Here is a 25170-nt window from a genome sequence, read left to right as displayed (position 1 = left end):
GAAGGAGCGAAGCGGCGATCCTCGAATCAAGCCTCCGAGCAGCGTGCCGGAACCTGATTGCAGTCGGGGGATGGCATGACGGGCGCTCCCGTTATAGAGCTAGAGTATCGCATTGTTCGGCAATGCCGCACTCGAAGAGGTTAATATGGCGACATATTAATGAACCTGGGGTGGTACCGCGAAAATTTCGTCCCCAAGACCGGAGGTCTTGGAGGTGAGGTTTTTTTTATTTGCGCGGATTTCCATTCTGCTTGTTCATAGGAGGCGTCGGCCATGAGGTATGAGAAGGATAAACTTAACGAGAATGATGAAGGAATCGGCAGCGAGCGCGCTGGCGTAAACGAGCCTAATACGAAAAACGAATACGAAAACGAGAACGCGAGCGGCAAAGTACGCGGCTCCGACCATTTTCTGGTCAAGTTAATCGACGAGGAAGCGTCGGCGAAGCCCTTCGGCAGGACGATGCGCACGCGTTTCCCGCCCGAACCGAACGGCTATCTGCACATCGGCAGCGCCTATGCCATCCATACGAATTACTCGGTGGCCGCCAGATATAACGGGACGTTTCATTTGCGCTTCGACGACACGAACCCGCTGAAGGAGGACATGGCGTACGTCGACGCGATCCTCGAGGATATCAAGTGGCTGGGTTACGATCCCGGCGACCACGTCTATTACGGGTCGGATTATTCCGACGCCATCTATCGGGCGGCCGTCGCGTTGATCGAGAAAGGCAAGGCTTACGTCTGCGATCTGACGCCGGAGGAAGTGACCGCATACCGGGGAACGTTGACGGAGCCCGGCAAGAACAGTCCTTATCGCGACCGCCCGGTCGCGGAGAACCTGTCGCTCTTCGAGCGGATGAAGAACGGCGAATTTCCGGCGTCCGCCAAGACCGTCCGCGCCAAAATCGATATGGGCTCGCCCAACATCAATCTGCGCGATCCGGTCCTCTACCGCATCCTTTTCGCCGCGCATTACCGCACGGGCACGGAGTGGTGCATCTATCCCATGTATGATTTCGCCCATCCGATCCAGGACGCGATCGAGGGAATCACGTATTCCTTATGCTCCAACGAATTCAAGGATCACCGGCCTTTGTACGAGTGGGTCTTGAACGAACTGGATACGCGCGAACCGCCGCGGCAAAGGGAATTCGGACGGCTGAACGTGACCGGCGTCGTGACGAGCAAGCGGTTCCTGCGCCAGCTGGTCGAAGGCGGCTTCGTGGACGGGTGGGACGATCCCCGGCTGCCGACGCTGCGCGGCCTGCGCAGGAGAGGCTTCACGCCGGAGAGCATTCGCGGGTTCATGGAGCAGATCGGCAGCATCCGCGCCGAAAGCACGGTGGATATCTCGCTCCTCGAGCAGGGCCTCAGGCAGGAGCTGAAGGCGTCGGCGCCGAGCATCATGGCGGTGCTGCGCCCGCTGAAGGTCGTCATCGACAACTATCCGCCGGAAGTTACGGAATACGTGACGATCGAGAACAACGCCGAGAACGAAGCGCTCGGCAAGCGGGATGTTCCGTTCTCCCGCACGGTCTATGTCGAACGGGACGACTTCATGGAGCAGCCGGTCAAGGGCTTTCACCGGCTCAGTCCGGGCTCGGAGGTCAGGCTGAAGGGCGCGTATTACGTCCGCTGCGAGGAAGCCGTCAAGGATCCGGAGACGGGCGAGATCACGGAGCTTCGCTGCACGTACGACCCGCTTACGAAGAGCGGCACGGGGTTTGCCGGACGCAAGGTGAAGGGGACGATTCATTGGGTCTCGGCGGAACATGCCGTCCGGGCGGAGGTTCGGCTGTTCGACAGGCTGCTGCTGGACCGGCATGTTCCGAAGGACGACGGCGGCGATTGGGCGAAAGCGCTGAACCCGGATTCACGGGTTATCGTGAGCGAGGCCTTGCTGGAGCCTTCCGCGGGAGATGCCCGCCGGGAGGATCGCTTCCAATTGTTCCGTCACGGGTATTTCTGCGTGGATAAGACCAGCGAGCCCGGCGGCGGACTGATACTCAATCGAATCGTGCCGTTGAAGGATTCGTGGAGCAAGACGTAAAATCCGCCGTCCGGACGCGGCGCGAATAGTTGAACCCTGGCCGCAAGCCGCCGACATGCGTTCGGCGGCTTTTTGACATGAGCGAGGTTCGGGATTAATTTGCGGCTCCGCCGTTCGCGCGGGCCTTTAGTTACTTCAAGGTTAGTGAGTAATCATTTTTTCAGTTCTTATCAGGCTGCGGCGCGCGCTGGTATACTGGAGACGAGACCATCATGGAGAGGGGACAAGCAGATGAAGCTATTGATTACCGGCGCGACCGGGAGCGTGGGCTCCGGCGCGGCCGAGGCGCTGCGCGGGCAGCACGAGATCCGTTTGTCGGATATCGCCGCGATGGATACGACGCTGCCGTTCTACCCCGCGGATGTTCGCGAGCCCGGCGCGTTGGACCAAGCCTCCGAAGGCGTGGATGTCATCGTCCATACGCCGGCGTGGCACGGCATCCACATGGGGCAGCGCTCCGAGCGGGACTTTTACGAGCTCAATATAACGGGGACCTTCAACATGTTCCAATCCGCGGTCAGCAATCGCGTGCGCCGCGTGGTATGGCTGTCGAGCATGTCGTTCTACGGTTCGGATTTCTACGCGTACACGAAGAAAATCGGCGAGCAGCTGTGCCGCTACTACCACGATCAGCACGGCATCGAGGTCATCCTGCTGCGTCCGGCGGATTTTACGCCTTATGCGGATGCGCGCCGCTACGGCGAAAGGCTGCTACACGGCGGCGTGGACCGCCGGGACGTGATTCAAGCCGTGGCGTCCGCCGTCGTATGCCCGCAGTCGTACGGCACGTATCATATCGTGCGGCATGACGCGTTCGCCGAAGCGGACAAGCAGGCTTATGCGGCCTCTCCCGCAGATGCGTGGGATCGGCTGTATCCCGGCGCGAAGCGGCTCATCGAGGCCTATCGCCTAGAGCTGCCTGCCCGGCTCGAGACGATGGACTTGTCGCGGGAACGCGAGGAGCTCGGATATGAGCCGCGTTATAATTTCGGCACCTTCATCCGGGAATTCACGCAGGACGGAACGATCGTCGAACGAACGTAGCGCACGAAGCGAAGAGAGGAGCCAGGCAACCATGAGCATGGAATCGAAGCTGGGCTTGGGCGGACATTCATTCATCGCGGAGTTGGGAAACGATCCGCATGCGTCGTTCGAAGAGCAGTGCGCGATCGTGACCGCTTGTCTCGATAACGGCATCGCTTTGATCGACACGACGTACTATCAGGAACGCGTCGCGCTCGGGCATGTGCTCAAGGAGCTGGACCGGCGGGACGAAGCGCGGATCATGGCGTGGAATTTCTTCAAGCAGCCCGGCCGGGAAAACGAGCTGGTCGGCTATACGCCGTACGAGGAGCATCATCTCGACCTCATGCTGGACGAACTGCAGACGGACGAGATCGATCTCTTGGTGATCCATGCCCACGACGATACCGCGAAGCTCCTGGAAGAGTTGGCGCTGGCTCAGGACTGGGTGCAGGCGGGCAAGGTCAAGCGCGTGGCGCTTGGCATGGCCCAGCTCGGGCATTTGCGGCAGCTGCCGGCCGTGCATCCGGTATCCGCCGTATTGGCCCCGTACAATGCGTTCCATCCGGAGGCCAAGGAGATGTTCAAGACGGCGAAAGCGATGGGCATGGACGCGATCGCCTTGTCGCCGTTCGTCCGCGGCTGGAAGCTGGATGAGATCGGCGCGGACAAGGACGCCGCCGCCGGCATCCTGCTGCGTTGGGCCGCCGCCGAGCCGTTGATCGATCGCGTCATCGTTTCCATGCGGAAGGCGGAGTGGGTTCACGCCAACCTGCGGTCGGTCGGCCGCGGGCCGCTGACCGAAACGGAGGATGCGCAGCTGCGGGAATGGCTTGCGCGTTAAGGCGGAATCCGGCCGAGGATAGCGGCATCTTGCGAGAGGGGCGACCAGCCCCTCTTTTTCTATGCCGGCGCCTGGTCCCGCGCGGCGGTGCGTCAACTATTTGCGGCTAGGGGTAAACAGAACTACGTTCGATTTCAAGGCCGAAGGGAGAGACGGATCGATGACATCGTTAAACGGCGCGCAGCTCCGGGAACTGGACGGCCTGCTGCGCGAAGAGAAGCAGGAGCTGGAGGCGCATTTCGAGCGCGAGGACGCGGCCGGCGGATTCCGGCAATCGGAAACGGCGGCGACCGGGGAGCTCTCCGCCTACGATAATCACCCCGGCGATTTGGGCACCGAGACGTTCGAACGCGAACGGGACATGGCGATCGACGAGCGGCTGCGTCAACGGCTGGAGGAAGTCGAGGCCGCGCGGGAACGATTGGCGAACGGAACCTACGGCCGGTGCGAGACATGCGGCGAGCCGATTCCGTTCGAGCGGCTGCGGGCGATGCCGGCCGCGGCGCGCTGCGCCAAGCATGCCTCGGATACGCTATCGGAGGAACGGCCGGTGGAGGAGCAGGTCATGACGCCGCCGCCGGCCGGAGCCGGCGCGGGCAGACAGTCGCACGCCGGACGGTTCGATGAGGCGGACGCGTGGAAATCGCTGGAGGAATACGGGAACGCCAGCGGCACGGTGCGAACGGACGAGGACGTCTGAGCACGGGACGGAAGGCGCGGATAGAAGGGATGGACAGAAAGGACGACATCGATTCGATGCCGTCTTTCTGTCTGCTTTGCGGACGCGCTAAGCCGAGCTCGACCCGCAGATCGCCGCGCATCTCGGCCTCCGGTTCAATCCGGAGCTCCGCTATGGTAAACTAACGGTAACTACAATCAGGTTGGAGGCATCGCAATGAGTCAACGCTACCGCATTACGAGAGAACTGAACGAAAACGGGGAACCGAAAACCATCACCCTGGAGGAATGCATGCTTTATTTCGGGGCCAAGCCGGAATTTTCCTATACGCCCGTGTTTACCGTGACCGGGCCGACGACCATGTCGATCGAGGGCGATTTCTTCATGTGGAGCCATGGGGAGGCGAAGATCCCGTTCCGTCATTATCAGGGGGATATCTACGTATCCGGCACCAATGAAGCCGTCATTCCCAAGATGATGGAGGTCGCCGGCGATTTGGAGGCCGCGGTGACGGAAGGGTAAATCCGGCGGACGAGCAATACGCGGGGCAAGCCGCCGCAAGATACGGATGCCTGGCAATCGCACGACTTCTCTCGGACAAGCGGCCCGGAAGCCCTGGACGTTCTCGAATTGGATGGTCCGAACCGCCGGCAATTGGCGGGTGCGCTCTCGCGGCCGGTTCATTATAATGAAGCCGGGTGATGAGAATGACGGGATTAATCGTGCTTGTCGTAATCGTGTTGTTGGCCGGCTTGGTGGGGACGATCATGATCGGGGAATCGAAGGACAACAAGAAGGAAAATCCGGGTTATTTCCAAAATACCGATCGAAAATGGCGCAGCTTAAGCGGGATTTACGTGATCGGTCTCCTCGTAGCCGGCATTTGCTTGCTGGTATTCTTTAACCATTGATTCGCATGCAAACGCAAAAGAACCGCGCGGCTTGAACAGTCGCGCGGTTCTTTGCGTTTTCGGGGCGAGGGTTAGCCACCTCCGGTCGGCGTGGTTCTTTGCGTTTACCGGGGCGAGGTCTGGCCGCCGGGGGTCCGAGCCGTCGCTTCCCGCAGCGCTTCCGCGAATCTCGCGATGCCCGTGCCGATGTCCTCCGCGCACGGTCTTGCGTACGTGAACCGCACGAACCCGGAATCCGAGCCGTATACGCCGCCGGGCACGAATACGACGCCTGCCCGGATCGCTTCCTCGAGCAGCTTGCCGTCATGCACCTCGCGAAGCAGTTTGCACCACAGATGCAAGCCTCCCCGTGGAACGGCGAACGCGACCTGACCGGGGAGCTCTCGGCGCAGCGCGTCGATCAACAGGTCCCGTTTGAACTGGAGCTGCATGCGCAGCCGTTCCAGATGCGGCATGAAATAGGGCGATTCCATGAATTGCGCGACCACCTGCTGCGGAATCACGCTGAGCCCGAAGTCCATTTGCTGTCTCGCGTCCGCGAGCCGTTCCACGATCGCGTTCGGCGCGACCATCCATCCGATGCGCAGGCCGGAAGCCGCGATTTTCGAGAACGAGCCGATGTACAGGACCGAGCCGTTCGCATCGAAGGATTTGAGAGGAGCCGGGACGTTCGGTTCGAACGAAGTCAAACCGAACGGATCGTCCTCCACGATCGGCAGCCCCAGCTCGCTTGCGACTTCGAACAGCTGCTTGCGCCGCTCCGGGCTCAGCACGGTCCCGGTCGGGTTCTGATAATTCGGGTTCGTGAACACCATCTTGATGCGGTGCTTCTTGTATAGCGCGCGAATATCCTCCGGACGAATGCCGCATTCGTCGACGGGAAGGCGGAACAGCCGAAGCCCGGCCGATTGAAACATGGGCAGCGAATAGCAATAGGAAGGGTCTTCGATCGCGACGGCGTCGCCCGGGGACAACAGGCACTGGGTGATCAAGAACAACGATTGCTGGGATCCGGACGTTACGAGGATCGAAGATTCGGTCGCGCGGATGCCCCGATGCCGCTCCAGGTACGAGACGAGCGCTTGCCTTAGCGGGATATAGCCTTGCGGATTGTCGTATCCCAGGTAAGAAGCATAGCGATGCTCGCTCATCAGCGCGGCGATCTCCTCGGTCGGCGCCAGATCCGCGGACAGCTCGCCGCTCGCGAAATCGATCAGCTCGGGATGCCGCGCGAGCGATTCGCGGATTTTGCGCATGAAAGGAGGGTTGGGCAGGAAACCGCCGCCTTCCGCGTACCGGCGCCAATTGGGCGCATGGTTGGGCGCGGCCTCCCACTTGCTCGTGCTTACGCGGGTCCCGCTGCCCGCGCGGCTCTCGATGATGCCGAGCGCGCGAAGCTCCCCGAACGCCAGAATGACGGTGCTGCGGTTGACGCCGAGCTGTTCCGCCAACCTGCGTTCGGAAGGAAGCCGGCTGCCCGGCGGAAATTCGCCGAAGGCGATCCGCTGCTCCAGATGATCGGCGATTTGTTCATACAGCGGCTTCTTGCTGTCTCGATCGGGCTTCCACATGATAAGACGACCTCCGGCTTGTCGATAACGACGATTCGATTGTTATCATACCACTTTTTCCCGATGCATCCCGGCCTGATTCCGCGTTAACCGTGACGATTATTCGGCTATTCCTGGCTTATGAAACCGGCGAGGCGCGCCGTACCGGAATCCCGGGCAGCAAGTGGAGGGTTCGATTTCATCCGTCATTGGATGGTTTCATGCCCTTGTTTATCTTCTATGATGGTCATCAAGCAGGTGTCCTGCAGCGTATGAACGGTACAGGTCTTCGGATCGATGCCATCCGCGTCGCGCCGCGCCGGCAGGGCACGACGAACGGGCGACTGCCTGGGAGGGAGTGGTGGAATGAAAGCGCAACGGATCACAATCGCGGTCGTCCAAGCCGCGCCGATCCTGTTCGACAAGGAATCCGCGCTGGACAGGATCGCAAGTCTATCGAAGGAAGCGGCCGGGCAAGGCGCCGGCTTGATCGTCTTCCCGGAAGCTTTTCTCCCCGGGTATCCGCGCGGCTTGCGCTTCGGCGCGCGCGTCGGCAGCCGCACGGATGACGGACGCAAGGATTGGGCGCGTTACTGGACGGGCGCCATCGACGTGCCGGGTGCCGAAACGCGCCTGCTCGGCGAATTGGCCAAGGAGCTGGGGGTATATCTGGCCATCGGCGTCGTGGAACGCGACCAGGAATTCAGCAGAGGCACCTTGTATAACTCGCTCGTCTACATCGGTCCGGACGGAGCGCTGCTGGGGAAGCATCGAAAGCTCGTCCCTACGGGCTCCGAGCGGCTCATATGGGGGCAAGGAGACGGCAGCACGCTCACCGTCATCGATACCCCGTTCGGACGTATCGGCGGGCTTATCTGCTGGGAAAATTACATGCCGCTCGCCCGCGCGGCGATGTACGCGAAGGGCGTCGACATCTACCTCGCGCCGACGGCGGACGCGCGGGATACGTGGCAGGCAACGATCCGGCATATCGCTTGCGAGGGACGCTGCTTCGTGGTGTCCTGCAACCAGTTTGCGACCAAGGCTTCCTACCCCGCGGACTATGCGGCGCATGCGGATCTTCGGGACGACCGCGATATTCTCTGCCGAGGAGGCAGCGCCGTCGTCGGACCGCTTGGCGAATACGTCGCGGAGCCGCTGTACGATCGGGAAGGAATCCTGTTCGCCGAGCTGGATCTTTCGCAGGTCGCGGAAAGCCGCTTCGACTTTGACGCGGTCGGCCACTACAGCCGGCCGGACGTTTTCCAGCTCGTCGTCAACGAGCGGAAACAGGAGATCGTTCGCGCGGCCGGCCCGAACGGCTTGGACGAACGCCGATCGCCGCTTTGAAGCACGCCATGGGATTGTTGGAGGAAGGGCTTATTATCCCGAAAGGCCGCCTGACGACAGGCGGCCTTTCGCTTTGGATACCGGCTGCGGCCGCTACTTGAAGAGCTTCTGCAGGAACGGCACGGGAAACGAAGGCGGGTCCATCTCCGACAAGCCGTACAGATCGCTCCAGTTCAGTACGACCAGAAACGGCAGGAGGCCGATCGCGACGATGGCAAAGACAAGGCCGACGAGAAACAGGCGAATCGCTTTTCCGGCATGCAAGGCAATTCATCTCCTCGAGCTGGTTTATGCGGAACCTCATAGCACTATCCTATGCGGGCAGGATTCATTTCAGCAGCGGACGATGAAACTGCCGAGATCGGCCGCGGCTGCGCGAGCGACATCCGGCATCAGCATGCCGGCGCCGCCGGCAATCGGAGAATAGCTTGAGCGATCAAGCTTTTTGATGTCCTTATGGCCGCGCGAACGTACGGACAGGACATGCTCCTCTCCCGGGGTCCGATGTTTCTTTCTCCGGAACGCACCGAAAATCGCGCATCGCTGCGAATGACTATGAGAATGAACGCAGATCGCAAGGAAGCGCATGGGGGCAATCGCATGAAAACAGTCAATAAAGAAAAAGCTCCGAAACGGATGAGGTGGACGAAAGCTATCGTCATCGTCGTGCTGGCGGGCGCGCTGTTCGCGGCCGCCGGCTGGGCGGTATTCGGCATGCTGGTCGCGAAGCAGGATATTTCCCTGCTGGAGAAGCCGCTGCCGGCGCCGACGATCATTTATGACATGGACGGGAAGGAAGCGACCCGAATAACGCAAAACACGCCCGAGCCCGCGAGTTACGACAGCTTGCCGAAGCAGCTGGTCGACGCGGTCGTCGCCGTGGAGGATAAACGGTTCTTCGAACATGGCGGAACCGATGCTTGGGGGATCGGACGCGCCATGGCGACCAATCTGTTAAGCGGGAAGACGGTACAGGGCGGCAGCACGATTACGCAGCAGCTCGCCAAGAACGTCTTCTTGTCGCAGGAACGGACGTGGACGCGCAAATGGAAGGAAGTGCTGCTGGCCCAGAAGATCGAGCAGCAGTACGATAAGCGGCAGATCATGACGATGTACCTCAACCAGATTTATTTCGGCGAAGGTGCCTGGGGCATCGAACGGGCGGCCGCGGTCTACTTCGGCAAAAAGGCCGAACGGCTCACGCTGTCGGAGTCGGCCTTGCTGGCGGGCATCATCAAGGCGCCGTCCGCGCTATCGCCCCGCAAGCATTTGACCGCGGCCAAGGAGCGCCGCGGCGTCGTGCTGCAGCTGATGCGGGACCAAGGCATGATCAGCGCTGACGAGTACGCGTCGGCGAACCGCGCTCCGATCGTGCTCGGGGGTTCCGAGCCGAACGCCAAGGAAGCCATGAAATATCCGTATTACGTGGATGCGATCATTCGCGAAGCGGCGGCCAAGTACGGCCTGACGGAGAATGAAGTGCTGCATGGGGGGCTGCGCATCTACGCGGCGCTGGATACGGACATGCAGCAGGCGGCCGAGCGCGTGTATGCGCAAGCCGACGTATTTCCATCCAGCGCGTCGGATCAGCTCATCCAGAGCGGTGCCGTGCTCGTCGATCCGCGCGACGGCGGGATACGGGCGCTGGTGGGCGGTCGGGGCGATCAGCCTTTCCGTGGCTTTAACCGTGCCGTGCAGCTGAAGCGCCAGCCCGGATCCACGATGAAGCCGATCTCGGTGTACGCGCCGGCCTTCGAACGAGGATACGGCCCCGACGACAAGCTGCTCGACGAGCCGGTGGATTTCGGCGGCTACCGGCCGCAGAATGCCGGAGGGGGCTACCACGGCGAAGTATCGATCCATGACGCGATCGTCAACTCTTACAATATTCCGGCCGTGCGCTTGCTGAACGATATCGGCATCGATGCCGGCATGGATTCGTCCGCCCGCTTCGGCATCGCGCTGACGGACGCGGACCGCACGCTCTCCTTGGCGCTGGGCGGCCTGCAGGAAGGCGTATCGCCGCTCGATATGGCCGAGGCGTTCGGCGCGTTCGCGAACGACGGGACGCGCATGCCGGCGCATGCGATCAGCCGCATCGAATCCGCCGACGGCGAGCTGCTGGCGGAAGCGCCGAAGAATGCCGGCATACGGACGACGGATCCGGCGGTAGCCCGAACGATGACGTCCGTGCTCGAAGACGTCGTGCGCGACGGGACGGGTGAGGCGGCCGCGCTGGGGGATCGCCCGCTCGCCGGCAAGACGGGAACGACCCAGATGCCGGGCACCGGGGGCGAGGGAATCAAGGACAATTGGTTCGTCGGCTATACGCCGCAGCTCGTCGGCGCCGTGTGGCTCGGATACGATCATACGGACGCGAGCCATTATTTGACGACGACGTCGAAGGCGGCGGCGGCCGTCTTCCGGGCGCTGATGGGCGAGGCGCTCGAAGGAGAGCCGGTGCTGGACTTTCCGAATGCGCCGGGCATCCCGGCCAAACACGAACGCCCGCCGGACGACGGCAAGAACGAGGAATCTAAGCCGCCGCCCGGGAAGAACCATGACGATAAGCCCGGCAAGCATCACGATAAACCGGATCGCCCGCCCGCGGACGACAAGCCGCATCATCCGCCCGCGGGCGGTCCCGGCAAGCACGGAAAGCCTCATCCGCAGGAGCATCACGGGCCAGCCTAGCCGGGCGGCGAAGACAACGACTGGCGGTACTCGCGCTTTCACGATCGACAATGCCAAGACGCAAAAGCAGGAGCCGGACGAATATCGCCCGGCTCCTGCTTTGCGTTTATGTGCATGCGACGTTCGATCAGATCTGGGAAACCTTGGCGAATCGCTTCCTGTACAGCTGCTCGAGCCCGACGGAGATCAGATGGAAGCCGAGTATGAACAGGATGTACGCGGCGAGCGGAATGAAGAGCACCCATTGGTACATGTACACATTGTCCCTTGCGGCGCCGATAAGCCCGCTCCATTCGTTCGTGAGGCTGGAATACTCGACGGGGTCGAAGGTCATTTTCGTGCCGCCGAGGAAGATATCGAAGATCGCCAGCTGTCCGAACAAGCCGAGAACGATCACGATTTCCTGCACGAACAGAATGATGAAGCTTTCCTTCATATGCGGGAAGATATGCGTGCGAACGATCGTCCAGGGGCTGGCTCCGATCGATTTGGCCGACAGCACGAATTGCTTTTCCCGCAGGACCATCGCTTTCTCCCGCATGGTGGAGGCAACGGACGGGATGCCGGCGAGCGCCAGCACGACGGTGAGAATCAGCGTCATCTTGAGGGTGGAGGTCAACGGATTCATCGTGATGCCGATCATGATCATCCAGACGATGATGAAGATCGGAATGCCGTTCAGCAGGTTCCAGATGGAAAAGCGTCCTTCGCGGCATTTCTTCGGTTGGCCGAAAAAGCCGAGCATCAAGCCAAGCGTGCCGCCGATCGCCAGTCGTGCGAACGCGACCCCGATGGAGCCGAAGATCGTGTACGGCGCCCCCGCCAACAATTTGGCCATCATGTCGTAGCCGTATTTATCGGTGCCGAACGGATAGTCGCCCGACGGCGGCGTCGGCGGCACGATCAACGTGCTTTCGCCGTTCGGATCGACGTGGTAGCTGACTTGTTGGGACTCGTTCAAATCGTGCGGGGCGAAATATTTGCCGAAGAGCGCGGCCGCCATAATGACGAGCGTAATGAATAGACCCGCGAACAAAGTTTTATTCATCGCACGACCACCTTCTCCCAGCCGTAAATGAAGAATCGCAGCAACGCGAAAATGATGGCATAAAGCACGAATAGCGTAAGAATGCCGTTCACGACGAGATTGTACTGATAGTTCCCGAATGCGAAGGCGTTGGAGAAGACCAGCAAGGTCACGCCGTTGAGATTGTACAAGTATTCGAAGATGAACAAGTTTCCGAAGAGGATGCCCATGAACTTATGCAGGTCCGCTTTGAGGTAGGGCAGCACGTTCGGCACCGCATGGAAGAAAATAATGTACGTTTTGCCGAGACCGCGCGCCTTCGCGAAGCTGATGTAATCCTCGGTCAGCGTCAGATTCATATGCAGCGCGACGTTGCGGATCATATAGTTGGCCGGGATAATGACGGTCGACAGCAAGGGCAGCGCGATCGCGGGATCATCCATCGTGGGGCTCGCGACCTTGAAGAAGACGAATCCGGTCTCGGTAGCGAGATACACGATGAGGAATTGCAGGAGGAGCACGATGACGAAATCCGGCAGCACGCTCGTCAACTCCAGGATGCGTTTCAGCCAAGCGGCGCGGCTAACCGCGAAATAAACCCCGAGCAGGACGCCGATCGTGATCCCCGCCAATGCGCCGACGGCCATATAGAACAGCGTGATGGAGAAGCTGTCGCCAATCTGCGACCAGAACGACAATTCGTTGCTTCCGGATAAGTAGCGGAAGGCTTGTCCGTTCCCGAACCCCTCGACATAATCGCGGATGCTGGAAAACCCGTTCTTCCAATCGACGTGAAGCACGCCATCCATAGGATCGGAATGCAGCACCGCGGGGAACATGGCAAACAGAAGGACGACCAAGAGCGTTCCGGGAACGATCCAGGCGAGTTGTAAGGCTTTTGGCATGCAAGCGTTTCCTTTCATTTGGATTTTCATTTGATCATTTTTCAAGTATAGCCCCTAACATAATAAATACAAGACTTGACGAAACGCCATGTAAGTTTAAAAATTTACCTTTTCCGGCGGCAAAGAGGCGCGAAAATCGTCGAACGGACGGAGGAACGGCTTTTTTAATGAAAACAAGGCAAGCTGCGGCACGATTTTCGTTCCGGCCGGGACGTCATCTGATAGAATGGAAGAATAGCTTATTTCCGAAGGAGCGATCTCGGATGACCGTGTACCCTCGTTTGACCCGCAGGTATGAGCCGGATTACGTGCATGCCGTTCCCGTCTTGAAGCATGGCGGTACGGAGGCCGATCTTCAGGGGGCGCGCGAGCCGTTCCTTTTCAAACATGCTATCTGCGCTATGACGGGAACGTTGCGTCCGATTAGGGCTGCGCTGCGCCGGCCCGGAAGCTAGCGCGGTCGTTTATCCGGTTACGGAAGGGGATACGATTTATGGAAACCATTCGCCATGCCGTCAAACATCCCTCCGGGGTAACGAGCATGATCGCCCTCACGGCAATAGGCGCGCTAATGCTTATGAATGCCATTCGTTATTGGGAACAGCCGGAACGTCTAATGCTTTCCTTCGTTCCGGCCATGCTGGCGTTCTATTGCTTGGTTGCAGTGGTCTGGTCGTTGTACAGCGCGTTTAAGAAACCGACAGAACTTCATCTAGGCCAAGGCAAGCTCCGACTGAACGGAAGGACGATTGAAGCGAAGGATATCAAGGTCATACTCAAGAGGGGCTATTTCAGGCCGGTGCTCGGAATAAAGCCGGTCGGAAAAGCGATCGTTCCCGTGCCGCTCTGTTTTCGATTCTGCGCCGACGAAGAACAAGGCCTCGCGGATCTCGCTGCATGGGCGGAAAAGAATAAGGTCGCGGTGGTTCATAAATCATTCACGAGATGGATTTGAAGGGTAAGCATGGAGGGCGCGGTGACTGCGTCCTTTTCCCGTGCGGTTATGTACGGATCGGAAATAAAATAGATTACATAACTAAAGTTATGTAATCTATTGTCAGGAACTGGTATCCGACTAGCTCCTCCAAAAACATAATTTCCCAAATTGAGGCTATATGTTCTTGACATGCACGTTAGCCAAGAACATATAGCCTTCCCCGAAATTTCGGCAGATGAGCGGCGATTATGAAGGCGTGTAGGATAAAGTCGCGCTGAACGAGAGTTGGGTAATGTCGGCTGCCGAAGGATCCGTCGACGCAAGCGTCCTGACGCGAATCCCGATGCGGTCGCCCGCCGCGACGACCAACGAGCCCAAATTGATATTCGTAGCGGAGCGGAAGGTGCCCGCCGTAATGACATTATTCGGGAATCCGAATCGAACCGAGCTCGTGAGCGGCGTCGTCACGTATGCCGACGAGCTGTGATCGATCCCGTTATTCGGAACCGAAGGCGAGAGGAATACCGTAAAATCGTATTGAAGACCGAGCGTATTGATCGATACCACGGAAGCCACCAGCAGATCCGCGCTGATTTGCAAGTTCTGGACGGTACCCGCGAACGGAACCGGGAACGCGAACCCGCCGGCTTCGGGCGGCATCGTCGATTCTCCGGAACCGTCGATTACTTCGACCGTGCTGCTGCCGAAGCCCATTAAGATCGGAGCAGCGGATACGACTGCCGCGCCGCTGAGGATGATTCCCGTCGAAAACGGAATTATTCCTCCTGCTGCGCCTGAAGGACCTTGAGGTCCTTGCGTCCCGGCTGCACCGGTCGTTCCTTGGGGTCCTTGCGCTCCCGCAGGTCCTGCCGGGCCTTGAGGTCCCTGCGAACCGGCAGTGCCGGCGGCTCCCGTCGCCCCAGCGGGTCCCGCTGCCCCCGCAGGTCCTGCCGGCCCTTGCGCACCCGTCGCCCCAGCCAGTCCGGCTGCTCCTAGCGCGCCGGCAAGTCCCGCAAGCCCAGCCGGGCCAGCAGCGCCGATCGCCCCCGCGAGTCCGGCCAAGCCGGCCGGTCCAAGCGCGCCGGCAAGTCCTGCCGCTCCGGCTTCTCCAATCGCGCCAGCAAGTCCTTGAAGCAATTGCGGTCCTTCAGCCGCAGGGCCGGCCGGTCCTTGCGGACCGCGCGGTCCCGCCGGTCCAGGCGGACATTTACATTTACCCATCGTGCCATCTCCTTGTTCGTAGTCTCATGCATAGCGCATCGCAACGACTTGCCAACTTCGACTCTTTGACCTTATCAGCCTGGGGGGACGTCGGTTGCTATGTTTCAAGTCTCTTTAAGTTATGTCGTCGCGCTACCAAATGCTTGGATATTTGCCAGGGAGGCAAATGATCAACGCCAAATGTCCCGCTAGACGATAGGAAGCTTTTCAGATGGGCAATGGGGGAGAAGGAGCATGAAAGCTGCGGAAATCCACGAGAAGATGAAAAGAGTATACATAACAATAGTTATGTAAACTAATAAACAAAGGCTCCGATTTATGCTATAATAAGTGCGCAAAATCAGTGTTTTGCGCACTTTCGGATCAGAACGGCTTTAATAGGTTCTCGCTGCCGATAGGCTTACATAATAGAACGAGGTGAACGCGGATTGCCTGGTCGATACGAGCTGGAAGAAATCTACGGGGCGCAGACCCATGCCTTTCGCATCTGGATGAAGCAAGCGGGCTATACGAATGCGACGCAAAAGGAATATGCGAGAGAAATCGAGGCTTATCTGCAATCGTTGGACGGACTCGCGGCAGACGCCGCCGGGAAGATGAACGTGATCGCTTTTCTGGTATCCAAGCGGACTACCGCCGGAGACCGCACGCGGAACCGAACGCTTTCCGCCATTCGAGCCTTTTACGCGGCGCTGATCGATTTCGAGATGGCCTCGCGTAACCCGGCGCTGGAGGTCAAGAAATCCAAGACCGAGAAGAACAAGAAGCCGGTGTACCTCGAGGAAGAGGAGCTGGTCGCGACGCTTGCGCATGTCGGCGGGCGTTACCGCAGCCGCAACATCGGCATTTTCCTGCTGATGAGCTATTGCGGCCTGCGGGTCGGCGAGATCCACCGCTTGAATCTGCGGGACTTCAAGAAGGCGAAGGGCATCATCGAGGTGTTCGGCAAAGGGCGCAAATGGAACGAAATACCGGTGCCCGAGGTGCTGCTGTCGGTGCTCGGCGAGGTCGAGCAGGAGCGGATCGCGCCTTACCGCGCCAAGGAAGACGCGTTCTTCGTCTCGCAAAAGGGCAAACGGTTGTCCATTCGCCAGATCCAAAAGATCGCCGGGCTGACCTTCGCGGCCTTCAAGGAACAACATCCGGATCTCGCGGACATGAAGCTGTCCTGCCATAAATTAAGGCATACGTTCGCGACGATGCTGCTGAAGAACGGCGTCGATATCCGCGTCGTGAAAGAGCTGATGGGGCATGCCTCGATCGAGACCACCATGATCTACACGCATGTCAACGACAGCCAGAAGAAAGAAGCGATGTCCACGATCAACATCCCCCTGCGCGCGATCCGTTAATCACCGGAAGAAACATGCACAAACCAGATGTCCGCCTATGGGCGGCTCCTGGTTTTTTTGCCGTTTGGCCGTTTCGCGCCGAAGTTAAGCGTTCGAATTTATAAAATTCGCCTTGGATGGGAATAATTTGGTAGTCCAACGATTTCCGGACGCACCGGACGAAAGCGTTGCATTGCCGATCCTACACCGATTTCCCGAGAGGAACCATCCATGTCTACCACTATCGAACAACTCAGCCAGCATGCGCACGAGCTGGCGCTCCAGCATCATACCAAAGCCGCGGCTAGCCAGCCCGGTTATATAAAGAAACATTTCGAAGCGGACATCGCCGGCATTCGATCGTTCGTCGCTTTGCTGCAGGGCGAGCCGGTCGGCTGCGGCCAACAGGCCGAGGAGTGGCTGCTCGACAACGCGGAGTTCATCGAAGAGCAGGCGCTCGACGTGAAGCTGCACCTGGCCAAGCCGTCGCTTGTCCATCTGCCGCGGCTGCGCCGGGAAGCACGACTGCGCATCCATGCGCTTTGCTTGGCGTACCTCGATCAGGCGGACGGCATTCTCGACGAGGGAACGCTGCGCGTCTTCCTTAACGCCTATCAGGAAGTATCCGCGCTGACGCTCGCCGAGACCCGGGCGATTCCGATCATGCTGAAGGTATCGCTTATCGGCAAGATCGCCGAAACGATGGCTTTGGTGCGGGATCGGCGGGAAGTGTGCAGCGGGGTCCAGCAGCTGCTGAAGCGGATCGAGCCGTCCAAGCTGAGCGCGGACGCCATCGGGAAGGCATTGGAGCAAGCGGGGCAGGGCGAGCCGCTGTCCGGTCCGTGGGCCGCGCATTTGATCAGCCATCTGCGGGAATGGTCGGGCGATTCGGCCGCCATACGCGAATGGCTCGTCTGCAAATACGAGAACGGCTCGGAGGATCTCGACCGCGTCGTCACCTACGAAGCCAAGCTTCAGGCCGCCTATCAAGTCAAAGCAGGCAATCTGATCACGAGCCTGCGCAGCAACGAGCGCAGGGATTGGGCGGAATTGTTCGAGGGGATCAGTCTGCTCGATCGCACGATGCGCGAGGATGTCACGGGCCTCTACCCCCGATTGGACGCGGGCAGCAGGAACGAGATCCTGAATCGAATCGAGGAACTGGCAAGACGCATGCGCGTGCCGGAAAGCCTCGTGGCGACGCAATCGCTCGCGCTAGCCAAGCAGCAATACGAGATTGCTGGCGCCGATACGGGAGCGGCCGATACGAGAGCAGCCGAGATGAAGGCAGCCGAATCGAGAGCGGTTGAACGCCGGGATGCCGGAGGAGCGGTTGCCCCCGCCGCGCTTGCTTCGGACGCGCTTCCGCCGGCGGCGCAGCCGCAGGACGAGCTCGCGCGCCAAGCCTTTGCGGCGTACTACGTCTTCGAACCGGCGGGCGTCAACCGCTTGGTTCAAGCATTGAAGCGATGCAGCGAGCCGCGCGCCATGCCGGCCGCCAGCTTGGCCGGGCGCGCGCCCGCGAACTATTTCGCCTCGCTGCTCGGGCTGTTCGCGCTGCTCATGATCGCGCTCGCGGCGTGGATCGTCGATTGGCGTACCGTTTCCGCCGCCGGCATGGTCGCGGTCCTGTTCGCCCTGCTGTTCCCCGTCAGCGAATGGGTCATGACGGGACTGCATTTCGGGATCGAACGCATCTGCCGGGTCAAGCCGCTGCTGCGGTACGATTACTCGAACGGCATCGCGCCCGAAGCCGCGACGATGGTCGTCATACCGGCCATCTGGTCGACGGCCGAAGAGGTGGAGGAACTTGCCGATCGGCTCGAAATCCACTACCTGGGCAATCGGGACCCGCATATTCATTACGCCCTGCTCGGCGATTTCGCCGATGCGGGGGAAGAACGCCTCCCGGCGGACGAGCCGCTCGTCGCCGCGGGCAAAGCCTGCATCGACCGATTGAATCGCTTGTATGGCGGAGAAGGCGGCTCGACCTTTCATTATTACCAGCGGGCCAGGAAGTGGAACCCCGGCGAGGGCGTATTCATGGGCTGGGAACGCAAGCGGGGCAAGCTGGTCGAGTTCGTGGAGCTGTTGCGCGGCAGCGGGGATACCAGCTACGAGGTGGCGCACGGCGACCGGAACGCGATGTCCGGCATCCGGTATATCATTACCCTCGACGCCGACACCCAGCTGCCGCTCGGCAGCGCGCAGCGGTTGATCGGCACGCTGCATCTGCCGTACAACCGGCCGCGATTGAACAAAGCGGGCACGCGGGTCGTGGAAGGCTACGGCGTGCTGCAGCCCCGCGTCGGCACCAGCCATGAATCCGCCATGCGTTCGCGGCTGGCTTATTTCTGGTCCGACCCCGGCATCGATCCGTACGCGTTCGCCGTCTCCGATCCGTATCAGGACGCGCTCGGCGCGGGCATCTTCACGGGCAAAGGGATCTTCGACGTCGACATATTCGCCCGCCTGCTCGGCGAGCGCATCCCGGACAACACCGTGCTGAGCCATGATTTGCTCGAAGGCGGGTTTCTGCGGGCGGCGCTCGTGTCCGACATCGAGCTGATCGAGGAGCATCCGTCGACGTTTCTTTCCTTCCAGAAACGGATGCACCGGTGGATTCGCGGCGACTGGCAGCTGCTGTGCTGGCTTCGCGCCAAGCTTTGCGACCGGCGCGGCGCGCTGCAGCCGATCGATCTCTCCCTGCTGACGCGCTGGCAGATCGTCGATAATCTGCGGCGCAGCCTGCTGCCGATCGCGATCTTCGCGCTGTTCGCGCTGGCCGTGACCGTGCTGCCCGGGTATCCGGCGCGCTGGCTGACGCTCTTGATCGCCACGCTGCTGCTGCCGCTGATCAGGCAGCTCGCCGGCATGAATCCGGCCGATCCGCACCCGAAGCGCCTGTTGTCGACGCTGGTGCTGGCCGGCATCGGCTTCTGGACGCTTCCGTTCCAGACCGCCGTGCTGCTCGATGCCATCGTCAAGACTTTATACCGCATGGCCTTCAGCAAGCGCCGGATGCTGGAATGGACCAGCTTCTCCCAAACGGAACGAACGCAGGGGCAGGCACGGCGCAGCACGATACTCGGCGCCGGCGGCGGTTATTCGCTGATCGTGCTGTTCGCGGCCGCGACCGTGCTGCAGCCGCTTGGCGGCCTCATGTGGTTCGGGCTGGCGCTGTGCCTCTTCTGGGCGCTTGCGCCGCTCGCGGTTCGCTGGCTGGATCAGCCCGCAGTCGAAGTGGAACGGCCGCTCGAAGCGGCGGACGCGGAGCAGCTCCGCGGCTTGGCCAAGGAAATCTGGCAGTTTTACGAGGACTACGCCGGGAGAGAGGATCACTTCCTGCCGCCGGACAATGTGCAGGTCGAGCCCGCGAACGGCGTCGCCCACCGCACGTCGCCGACCAATATCGGCTTTCTGCTGACGGCGGCCGTGGCCGCGAGGGAGCTGGAGTTCATCACGACGCCGGTGCTCGTGGAACGCCTCGAGCGGACGGTCGAGGTGGTCGAACGGATGGAGAAGTGGAACGGCCATTTGTACAACTGGTACGACACGTCCACGCTGGGGCTGCTGCATCCGGCCTACGTCTCGACGGTGGATTCCGGCAATTTCGTGGCCAGCCTGATGACCGTCAAGCAAGGCCTGCTTCGCTGGCTGCGGGAGGACGGACGGCAAAGCGGGGGAACGAGGCGCAGCCGGGGGCATCTGTCCGCCGTCGGCGCGGAATTCGCCGTGGAGCTGGATCAGGTCCGGCCGGAAGACTTCTACGATGCGCGGCAAGAGGCGATGCATCGGGAGAAGGACGAGCTGCCGTCCGCGGCGAATGCGTGGGTCGGCCGCGGCTACGAGCTCGTCGACCGCTTGGAACGGCTGATCGTCGCGACGGATTTCCGTCAGCTGTACGACGATAAAGCCAAGCTGTTCGTGCTCGGCTACCATGCAGATTCCGGCCGGCGGGATACGATACTTTACGATTTGCTGGCGTCGGAAGCGAGGCAGACGAGCTTCGTCGCCATCGCCCTCGGGCAGATCTCGGTCGCCCACTGGCTGGCGATCGGCCGCACGGCCAAGAAGCAGGGCAGCCACGCGGCGCTGATTTCCTGGTCGGGCACGATGTTCGAATACATAATGCCGTGGCTGATCATGCGGACGTATCCGGGCACGGTATGGGACAGCACGTACCGCGGGGTCGTGCGGCGTCAGATCGAATACGCGCAGGAACGAGGCGTGCCGTTCGGCATCTCGGAATCGGGCTATTACGCGTTCGATTATCAGCTGAATTACCAATACCGCGCGTTCGGCGTGCCGGGACTCGGCTTCAAGCGGGGACTCGAAGAAGACCTGGTCGTGGCGCCGTATGCGGCGATCATGGCCCTCCCGTTCGCAACGCGCGAAGGCATGCGCAACCTGGCGCGCTTGGACGAGCTCGGCGCGCGCGGGCAGTACGGCTACTACGAGGCGATCGATTTTACCGCCGGCCGGTTGCCGCAAGGCGAATCGCATAAGGTCATCCGCAGCTTCATGGCGCATCACCAAGGCATGAGCCTGCTCACGCTGGCGAACATGCTTGCGCCGGCATGCATGATCGATTATTTTCACGCGGACAAGCGCGTTCGGGCCGCAGAGCTGCTGCTCATCGAGCGGATCCCGCCGAAGTCCGCGATCCTGGATCGGGAGCTGCCGGGCAAGACGAGAAACGGCGGCGCGCCCCGGCCGGCGCACAACGACCCGCTGCGCGAATTCGCGGAGGTGCCGGCGCCCGTGCCCGAGGCGAACGTGCACGGCAACGGCGCGCTGACCACGGTCCTCACGGAAACCGGCAGCGGCTTCATCCGGTACAACGGCCTCGATCTGACGCGTTGGCGGGAGGATCCCGTCATGACCCCGTGGGGCAGCTTCATGTACGTTCGGGACGTGGCGAACAACGTCAGCTGGTCCCCGTCTTACCTGCCGTGCCGCAAGCAAGCCGATCGGCAGAGCGTGCAATTCCTGAAGGAGCGGACGACGTTCCGGCGCGAGGACGACGGGCTGCTGACGACGCTGGAGGTGACGGTATCGGCCGAGCATAACGCGGAGCTTCGCCGGTTGACCTTGACCAACGCGACGGGGGAGGCGCGAATCGTCGAAGTGACGACGTTCATGGAGCTTGCGCTGGCCGCCCATGACGCGGACAAAGCCCATCCGGCCTTCACGAAGCTGTTCCTGCAGACGGAATTCGCTTCGGAGGCGCAGTGCCTGCTCGCCCGCAAACGCCCCCGCAACGAAGGCGAAGCGTCCATATGGGCGTTTCACGTCCTTGGGGGGGACGACGGCGTTCAAGGCGAGGCGGAATTCGAGACCGACCGCGCGGCCTTCATCGGACGGGGACATACGCTCGCCAATCCGCGCGGCCTGGACGCCCGTCTCGGCGGCGCGGTCGGCTCCGTCGCCGACCCGGCCTTCATCATGCGCAGGCGCGTCCGCGTCGAGCCGGGCAAGCAGGTCAGCCTGACGGCCGTGACCGGCGCCGCCGACAGCAGGGAGCAGGCGCTCGATATCGCGGCTCGGCTGTCGCCGCCCCGGCAGGCCGAGCATACGTTTCAGCTGGCATGGACGAGAAGCCAGATCGACCTGCAGCATCTGCACATCGCCGACGCCGATGCGGCCGCTTACCAGCTGTTGGCCGGGCGCATCCTGTTCGCTTCGCCGCTGAGGCCGGAGCAGGAGGTCGGCATCGCCGCCAACGCGAAGGGCCAGCCCGGCCTGTGGGCGCACGGCGTGTCCGGCGATCGGCCGATCGCCTTGGCCCGCATCGACGATACGTCGAGCCTGCCGTTCATGAACAAGCTGCTGGTCGGGTATGAATACCTGCGCCGGAAAGGGCTGGGCTTCGATCTCGTCATCTGGAACGAGTCCTCCGGCGGCTATCAGCAGGAGCTGAGGGACGCGCTGCAGCGGATGATCGAGCAGTACGTGCATAACCAGGGCAACGGCGCCGGCGTGCACATCATCGCGGCATCCGCGCAATCGGACGAGGACAAGCATCTGCTGTTCGCCGCGGCCCGGCTGATCCTGCATGCGGACGGGCCGAGCTTGAGAGCCCAGCTGCTGCCGCACGATCCCGCGCGCGCCGATCGGACGCCTGAGCTCGCGCCCGTCGCGCCGCCCAACCGTTACCCGGCCAAGCCGGCGCCGGAGGAGAACGCCGAGCTGTTCTTCAACGGCTACGGCGGCTTCTCGCCGGACGGCGGCGAATACCGCATCACGCTGCGGGGCGGCCAGCATCTGCCCGCGCCATGGATCAACGTGGTCGCGAACGCGAATTTCGGCTTCCTGGCCTCCGAGCTGTACACCGGCCAGACCTGGTGGCGCAACAGCCGGGAATGCAAGCTGACGCCGTGGTCCAACGACCCCGCGCTCGATCCGCCGGGCGAAGCCGTCTACGTGCGGGATGAATTGAGCGGCGAATATTGGGGCATGGCTCCGACCCGCAAATCGGACTCGACGGCGGTTTACGCGGTTGCGCACGGGCAGGGCTATTCCCGCTTCGAGCACGAGAGCCACGGGCTCCGGCACGAGATGACCGTGTACGTCCCGCCGGAGGATTCCGTCAAAATCGTCCGGCTGCGCTTGCGCAACGGCACGAGCGACGTGCGGAAGCTGTCCGTGACGTATTACGCCGAGTGGGTCATCGGCGTGCACCGCGAAGGGAACGCCTCCAGCATCGTCTCGGAATGGGATGCGGACGCGCGCATCCTCCTGGCGCGGAACACGTACCAGGACACGTTCCGGGAGGCGACCCCGTTCCTCGCGATCCGCGCGCGCGAGCCGGACGCGGAACCGTCATGGACGGGTAGCCGGCTGTCGTTCATCGGACGCGAAGGCGATCTCGAGGACCCGGCTGCGATGCGCATGGCGCGCCTCTCGGGCGAGACCGGACCGGCGTACGATGCCTGCGGTGCCGTGCAAGCCTCCATATCGCTCGAACCGGGCGAGGACCGCGTGGTCCACATCCTGCTCGGCTGCGGCGATTCCCGCGAATCCGCGGCGCGGCTGGCGTTGAAATACGGCGAAGCTGACGCCTGCGAGCAGGCTTTGCAGGACATGCGCGCGCTCTGGAAAGACGTGAACGGCACGATCCGGGTCGCCACGCCTTCGCCCGAGATGGATATCATGCTGAACAACTGGCTGCTCTACCAGTCGCTGTCCTGCCGGATGTGGGCGCGCACCGCCTTCTATCAAGCGGGCGGCGCCTTCGGCTTCCGCGATCAGCTGCAGGATTCGCTGGCCATGCTGCATATCCGGCCCGACATGACGAGGGAACAGATCATCCGCCATGCCTCGCATCAATACCTGGAAGGCGACGTGCAGCATTGGTGGCACGAAGAGACGCACCGCGGCATCCGCACGCGCTTCTCGGACGATCTGCTCTGGCTGCCGTATGCCGTGGTCCGCTATCTGGAACACACGGAAGACGAGAGCATTTTGGCGGAAATCGCGCCCTTCCTGCAGAGCGAGCTCCTGAAGGAGGACGAGCACGAACGGTACGAGGAAACCGTGCAGGCGCGGGAAAGCGCCACGATTCTCGAGCACTGCTTCCGCGCGGTGGACCGCGCCTTGCGGTTCGGCGAGCACGGGCTGCCGCTCATGGGCATCGGCGACTGGAACGACGGCATGAGCAATATCGGCCCGCACGGGCGCGGAGAGAGCGTATGGCTGGGCTGGTTCCTGGGCGATGTCCTGCAGGGCATTGCCGGCATCTGCGAGCGTCGCGACGAGCGGGAACGCGCGGAGCGTTACGCGAACGCCCGCCGCGAACTCGCGCAGGCCATGCAGGAAGCGGCCTGGGACGGAAACTGGTACCGCCGCGCGTTCACCGACGCCGGCGATTGGCTCGGGTCCGTCCACAACGCGGAATGCCGCATCGACGCCATCGCCCAATCCTGGTCGGTCATCTCCGGCATGGCGCCGCCGGACCGCGCGCAGCAGGCGATGCGCTCCTTCGACCGCGAGCTGGTCGACCGCCATCTGGCCGTCGCGCACATCCTGACGCCGCCGTTCGACAAAACCAAGCCAAGCCCGGGCTATATTCAAGCCTATCCGCCCGGCATTCGCGAGAACGGCGGCCAGTATACGCACGGCGTCATCTGGAGCATCGTGGCGTGGAGCATGCTCGGCGACGGGAACAAGGCATTCGAGCTGTTCCATATGTTCAACCCGATCACGCACACGAAGTCCGCGTTCGAGGCGCGCACTTACGTCGGCGAACCGTACGCCATGACGGCCGACGTCTATACGGAGCCGCCGCATCGCGGCCACGCGGGCTGGACATGGTACACCGGCGCGGCGGGTTGGATGTACCAAGCGGGCATCGAATGGATATTGGGGCTGAAGCGAAGAGGGGATCGGCTGTTGATCAAGCCGTGCATCCCTGCCGAATGGCCGGAATTCAGCGTCACGTATACGTACAAGCGCACGGCTTATCGCATCCATGTCTATAATCCGTCGCGCAAATCCGGCGGATGCGCGTCCTTGCGCATTAACGGCAAGGAAGCCGAGCTCGGCGCGCAGCTGATGGACGATAGTCCGTTCGTCGCGCTGGAGGACGATCAGGCGGAGCATGTGATCGAACTGACGTTATAACCGTGTTCGCAGCGGATG

The 25170-nt window shown here is 61.6% G+C and carries 17 protein-coding genes and 1 other annotated feature (1 of these 18 only partly in view); of the genes, 11 read left to right on the top strand and 6 right to left on the bottom strand.

Annotated features, from left to right (window positions below; all coding sequences use genetic code 11):
* Nucleotides 1-198 (top strand) — a binding site (T-box leader); it begins 62 nt to the left of the window's first position.
* Between the two features lie 75 nt (nt 199-273).
* From GT019_RS04695 to GT019_RS04670, 6 genes are all read left to right on the top strand, one after another.
* Nucleotides 274-2055, top strand: coding sequence for a glutamine--tRNA ligase/YqeY domain fusion protein (locus GT019_RS04695; RefSeq protein WP_161741595.1), 1782 nt, complete (start codon nt 274-276; stop codon nt 2053-2055).
* 231 nt (nt 2056-2286) lie between these two features.
* Nucleotides 2287-3099 carry an NAD-dependent epimerase/dehydratase family protein gene (locus tag GT019_RS04690; RefSeq protein ID WP_161741594.1) on the top strand — a complete coding sequence of 271 codons (813 nt, stop codon included), beginning with the start codon at nt 2287-2289 and terminating at the stop codon, nt 3097-3099.
* Nucleotides 3100-3130: 31 nt separating this feature from the next.
* Nucleotides 3131-3922: an aldo/keto reductase gene (locus GT019_RS04685; RefSeq protein WP_161741593.1), complete on the top strand. Its 792-nt coding sequence runs from the start codon at nt 3131-3133 to the stop codon at nt 3920-3922.
* Nucleotides 3923-4082: 160 nt separating this feature from the next.
* Nucleotides 4083-4622 (top strand): TraR/DksA C4-type zinc finger protein, encoded by a 540-nt coding sequence (locus GT019_RS04680; RefSeq protein WP_161741592.1) that lies wholly within the window; start codon nt 4083-4085, stop codon nt 4620-4622.
* A gap of 195 nt (nt 4623-4817) precedes the next feature.
* A complete protein-coding gene (locus tag GT019_RS04675) occupies nt 4818-5123 on the top strand; it encodes a hypothetical protein (RefSeq protein WP_161741591.1) in 306 nt (101 codons plus the stop codon).
* Nucleotides 5124-5308: 185 nt separating this feature from the next.
* Complete coding sequence (locus tag GT019_RS04670) at nt 5309-5512, top strand: hypothetical protein (RefSeq protein ID WP_161741590.1); 204 nt, start codon at nt 5309-5311, stop codon at nt 5510-5512.
* Nucleotides 5513-5616: 104 nt separating this feature from the next.
* Here GT019_RS04670 and pdxR read toward each other — a convergent pair whose 3' ends face one another.
* The gene (gene pdxR / locus GT019_RS04665) at nt 5617-7083 is read right to left on the bottom strand and encodes a MocR-like pyridoxine biosynthesis transcription factor PdxR (protein WP_161741589.1); all 1467 of its coding nucleotides are present in this window, start codon (nt 7081-7083) and stop codon (nt 5617-5619) included.
* Between the two features lie 345 nt (nt 7084-7428).
* On the opposite strand from pdxR, the gene GT019_RS04660 reads away from it, so the two are divergent.
* Nucleotides 7429-8412 (top strand): carbon-nitrogen hydrolase family protein, encoded by a 984-nt coding sequence (locus GT019_RS04660; RefSeq protein ID WP_161741588.1) that lies wholly within the window; start codon nt 7429-7431, stop codon nt 8410-8412.
* A 93-nt stretch (nt 8413-8505) separates the two neighbouring features.
* On the opposite strand, the gene GT019_RS04655 is transcribed toward GT019_RS04660, so the two are convergent.
* Nucleotides 8506-8676, bottom strand: coding sequence for a hypothetical protein (locus GT019_RS04655; RefSeq protein WP_161741587.1), 171 nt, complete (start codon nt 8674-8676; stop codon nt 8506-8508).
* 336 nt (nt 8677-9012) lie between these two features.
* Between GT019_RS04655 and GT019_RS04650 the strand changes: the two genes are divergently transcribed.
* A complete protein-coding gene (locus tag GT019_RS04650; RefSeq protein WP_161741586.1) occupies nt 9013-11106 on the top strand; it encodes a PBP1A family penicillin-binding protein in 2094 nt (697 codons plus the stop codon).
* 127 nt (nt 11107-11233) lie between these two features.
* On the opposite strand, the gene GT019_RS04645 is transcribed toward GT019_RS04650, so the two are convergent.
* Together GT019_RS04645 and GT019_RS04640 are read right to left on the bottom strand one after the other, a co-directional pair.
* A complete protein-coding gene (locus tag GT019_RS04645; RefSeq protein WP_161741585.1) occupies nt 11234-12154 on the bottom strand; it encodes an ABC transporter permease in 921 nt (306 codons plus the stop codon).
* Nucleotides 12151-13038, bottom strand: a complete 888-nt coding sequence (locus GT019_RS04640) for an ABC transporter permease subunit (protein ID WP_161741584.1) — start codon at nt 13036-13038, stop codon at nt 12151-12153. Before GT019_RS04640 ends, GT019_RS04645 begins: the two co-directional genes overlap by 4 nt.
* Nucleotides 13039-13531: 493 nt before the next feature.
* Between GT019_RS04640 and GT019_RS04635 the strand changes: the two genes are divergently transcribed.
* On the top strand, nt 13532-13993 hold the full coding sequence (locus GT019_RS04635) for a hypothetical protein (RefSeq protein WP_161741583.1): 462 nt from the start codon (nt 13532-13534) through the stop codon (nt 13991-13993).
* 228 nt (nt 13994-14221) lie between these two features.
* Here GT019_RS04635 and GT019_RS04630 read toward each other — a convergent pair whose 3' ends face one another.
* Nucleotides 14222-14635 carry a hypothetical protein gene (locus tag GT019_RS04630; protein WP_161741582.1) on the bottom strand — a complete coding sequence of 138 codons (414 nt, stop codon included), beginning with the start codon at nt 14633-14635 and terminating at the stop codon, nt 14222-14224.
* A 332-nt stretch (nt 14636-14967) separates the two neighbouring features.
* Nucleotides 14968-15204: a hypothetical protein gene (locus tag GT019_RS04625; RefSeq protein ID WP_161741581.1), complete on the bottom strand. Its 237-nt coding sequence runs from the start codon at nt 15202-15204 to the stop codon at nt 14968-14970.
* 420 nt (nt 15205-15624) lie between these two features.
* Here GT019_RS04625 and GT019_RS04620 point away from each other — a divergent pair, with 420 nt between their 5' ends.
* Both GT019_RS04620 and GT019_RS04615 read left to right on the top strand, forming a co-directional pair.
* Nucleotides 15625-16548 carry a tyrosine-type recombinase/integrase gene (locus GT019_RS04620; RefSeq protein ID WP_235946891.1) on the top strand — a complete coding sequence of 308 codons (924 nt, stop codon included), beginning with the start codon at nt 15625-15627 and terminating at the stop codon, nt 16546-16548.
* Nucleotides 16549-16758: 210 nt separating this feature from the next.
* Complete coding sequence (locus GT019_RS04615) at nt 16759-25152, top strand: GH36-type glycosyl hydrolase domain-containing protein (protein WP_161741580.1); 8394 nt, start codon at nt 16759-16761, stop codon at nt 25150-25152.
* Nucleotides 25153-25170 lie beyond the last annotated feature (18 nt).

The sequence above is a fragment of the Paenibacillus glycinis genome (assembly GCF_009909185.1).
In the GTDB taxonomy this organism is placed as follows: Bacteria; Bacillota; Bacilli; order Paenibacillales; family Paenibacillaceae; genus Paenibacillus_Z; species Paenibacillus_Z glycinis.
Note: the sequence above shows the minus strand (reverse complement) of the source record. Positions and strands in the feature narration are given on the sequence as shown.

Excerpts from the sequence above, each read along its gene's own strand:
- GT019_RS04695 (WP_161741595.1), top strand. The coding sequence starts at position 274 with ATGAGGTATGAGAAGGATAAACTTAACGAGAATGATGAAGGAATCGGC.
- GT019_RS04690 (WP_161741594.1), top strand. The coding sequence starts at position 2,287 with ATGAAGCTATTGATTACCGGCGCGACCGGGAGCGTGGGCTCCGGCGCG.
- GT019_RS04685 (WP_161741593.1), top strand. The coding sequence starts at position 3,131 with ATGAGCATGGAATCGAAGCTGGGCTTGGGCGGACATTCATTCATCGCG.
- GT019_RS04680 (WP_161741592.1), top strand. The coding sequence starts at position 4,083 with ATGACATCGTTAAACGGCGCGCAGCTCCGGGAACTGGACGGCCTGCTG.
- GT019_RS04675 (WP_161741591.1), top strand. The coding sequence starts at position 4,818 with ATGAGTCAACGCTACCGCATTACGAGAGAACTGAACGAAAACGGGGAA.
- GT019_RS04670 (WP_161741590.1), top strand. The coding sequence starts at position 5,309 with ATGACGGGATTAATCGTGCTTGTCGTAATCGTGTTGTTGGCCGGCTTG.
- pdxR (WP_161741589.1), bottom strand. The coding sequence starts at position 7,083 with ATGTGGAAGCCCGATCGAGACAGCAAGAAGCCGCTGTATGAACAAATC.
- GT019_RS04660 (WP_161741588.1), top strand. The coding sequence starts at position 7,429 with ATGAAAGCGCAACGGATCACAATCGCGGTCGTCCAAGCCGCGCCGATC.
- GT019_RS04650 (WP_161741586.1), top strand. The coding sequence starts at position 9,013 with ATGAAAACAGTCAATAAAGAAAAAGCTCCGAAACGGATGAGGTGGACG.
- GT019_RS04645 (WP_161741585.1), bottom strand. The coding sequence starts at position 12,154 with ATGAATAAAACTTTGTTCGCGGGTCTATTCATTACGCTCGTCATTATG.
- GT019_RS04640 (WP_161741584.1), bottom strand. The coding sequence starts at position 13,038 with ATGCCAAAAGCCTTACAACTCGCCTGGATCGTTCCCGGAACGCTCTTG.
- GT019_RS04635 (WP_161741583.1), top strand. The coding sequence starts at position 13,532 with ATGGAAACCATTCGCCATGCCGTCAAACATCCCTCCGGGGTAACGAGC.
- GT019_RS04630 (WP_161741582.1), bottom strand. The coding sequence starts at position 14,635 with ATGCCGCCCGAAGCCGGCGGGTTCGCGTTCCCGGTTCCGTTCGCGGGT.
- GT019_RS04625 (WP_161741581.1), bottom strand. The coding sequence starts at position 15,204 with ATGGCACGATGGGTAAATGTAAATGTCCGCCTGGACCGGCGGGACCGC.
- GT019_RS04615 (WP_161741580.1), top strand. The coding sequence starts at position 16,759 with ATGTCTACCACTATCGAACAACTCAGCCAGCATGCGCACGAGCTGGCG.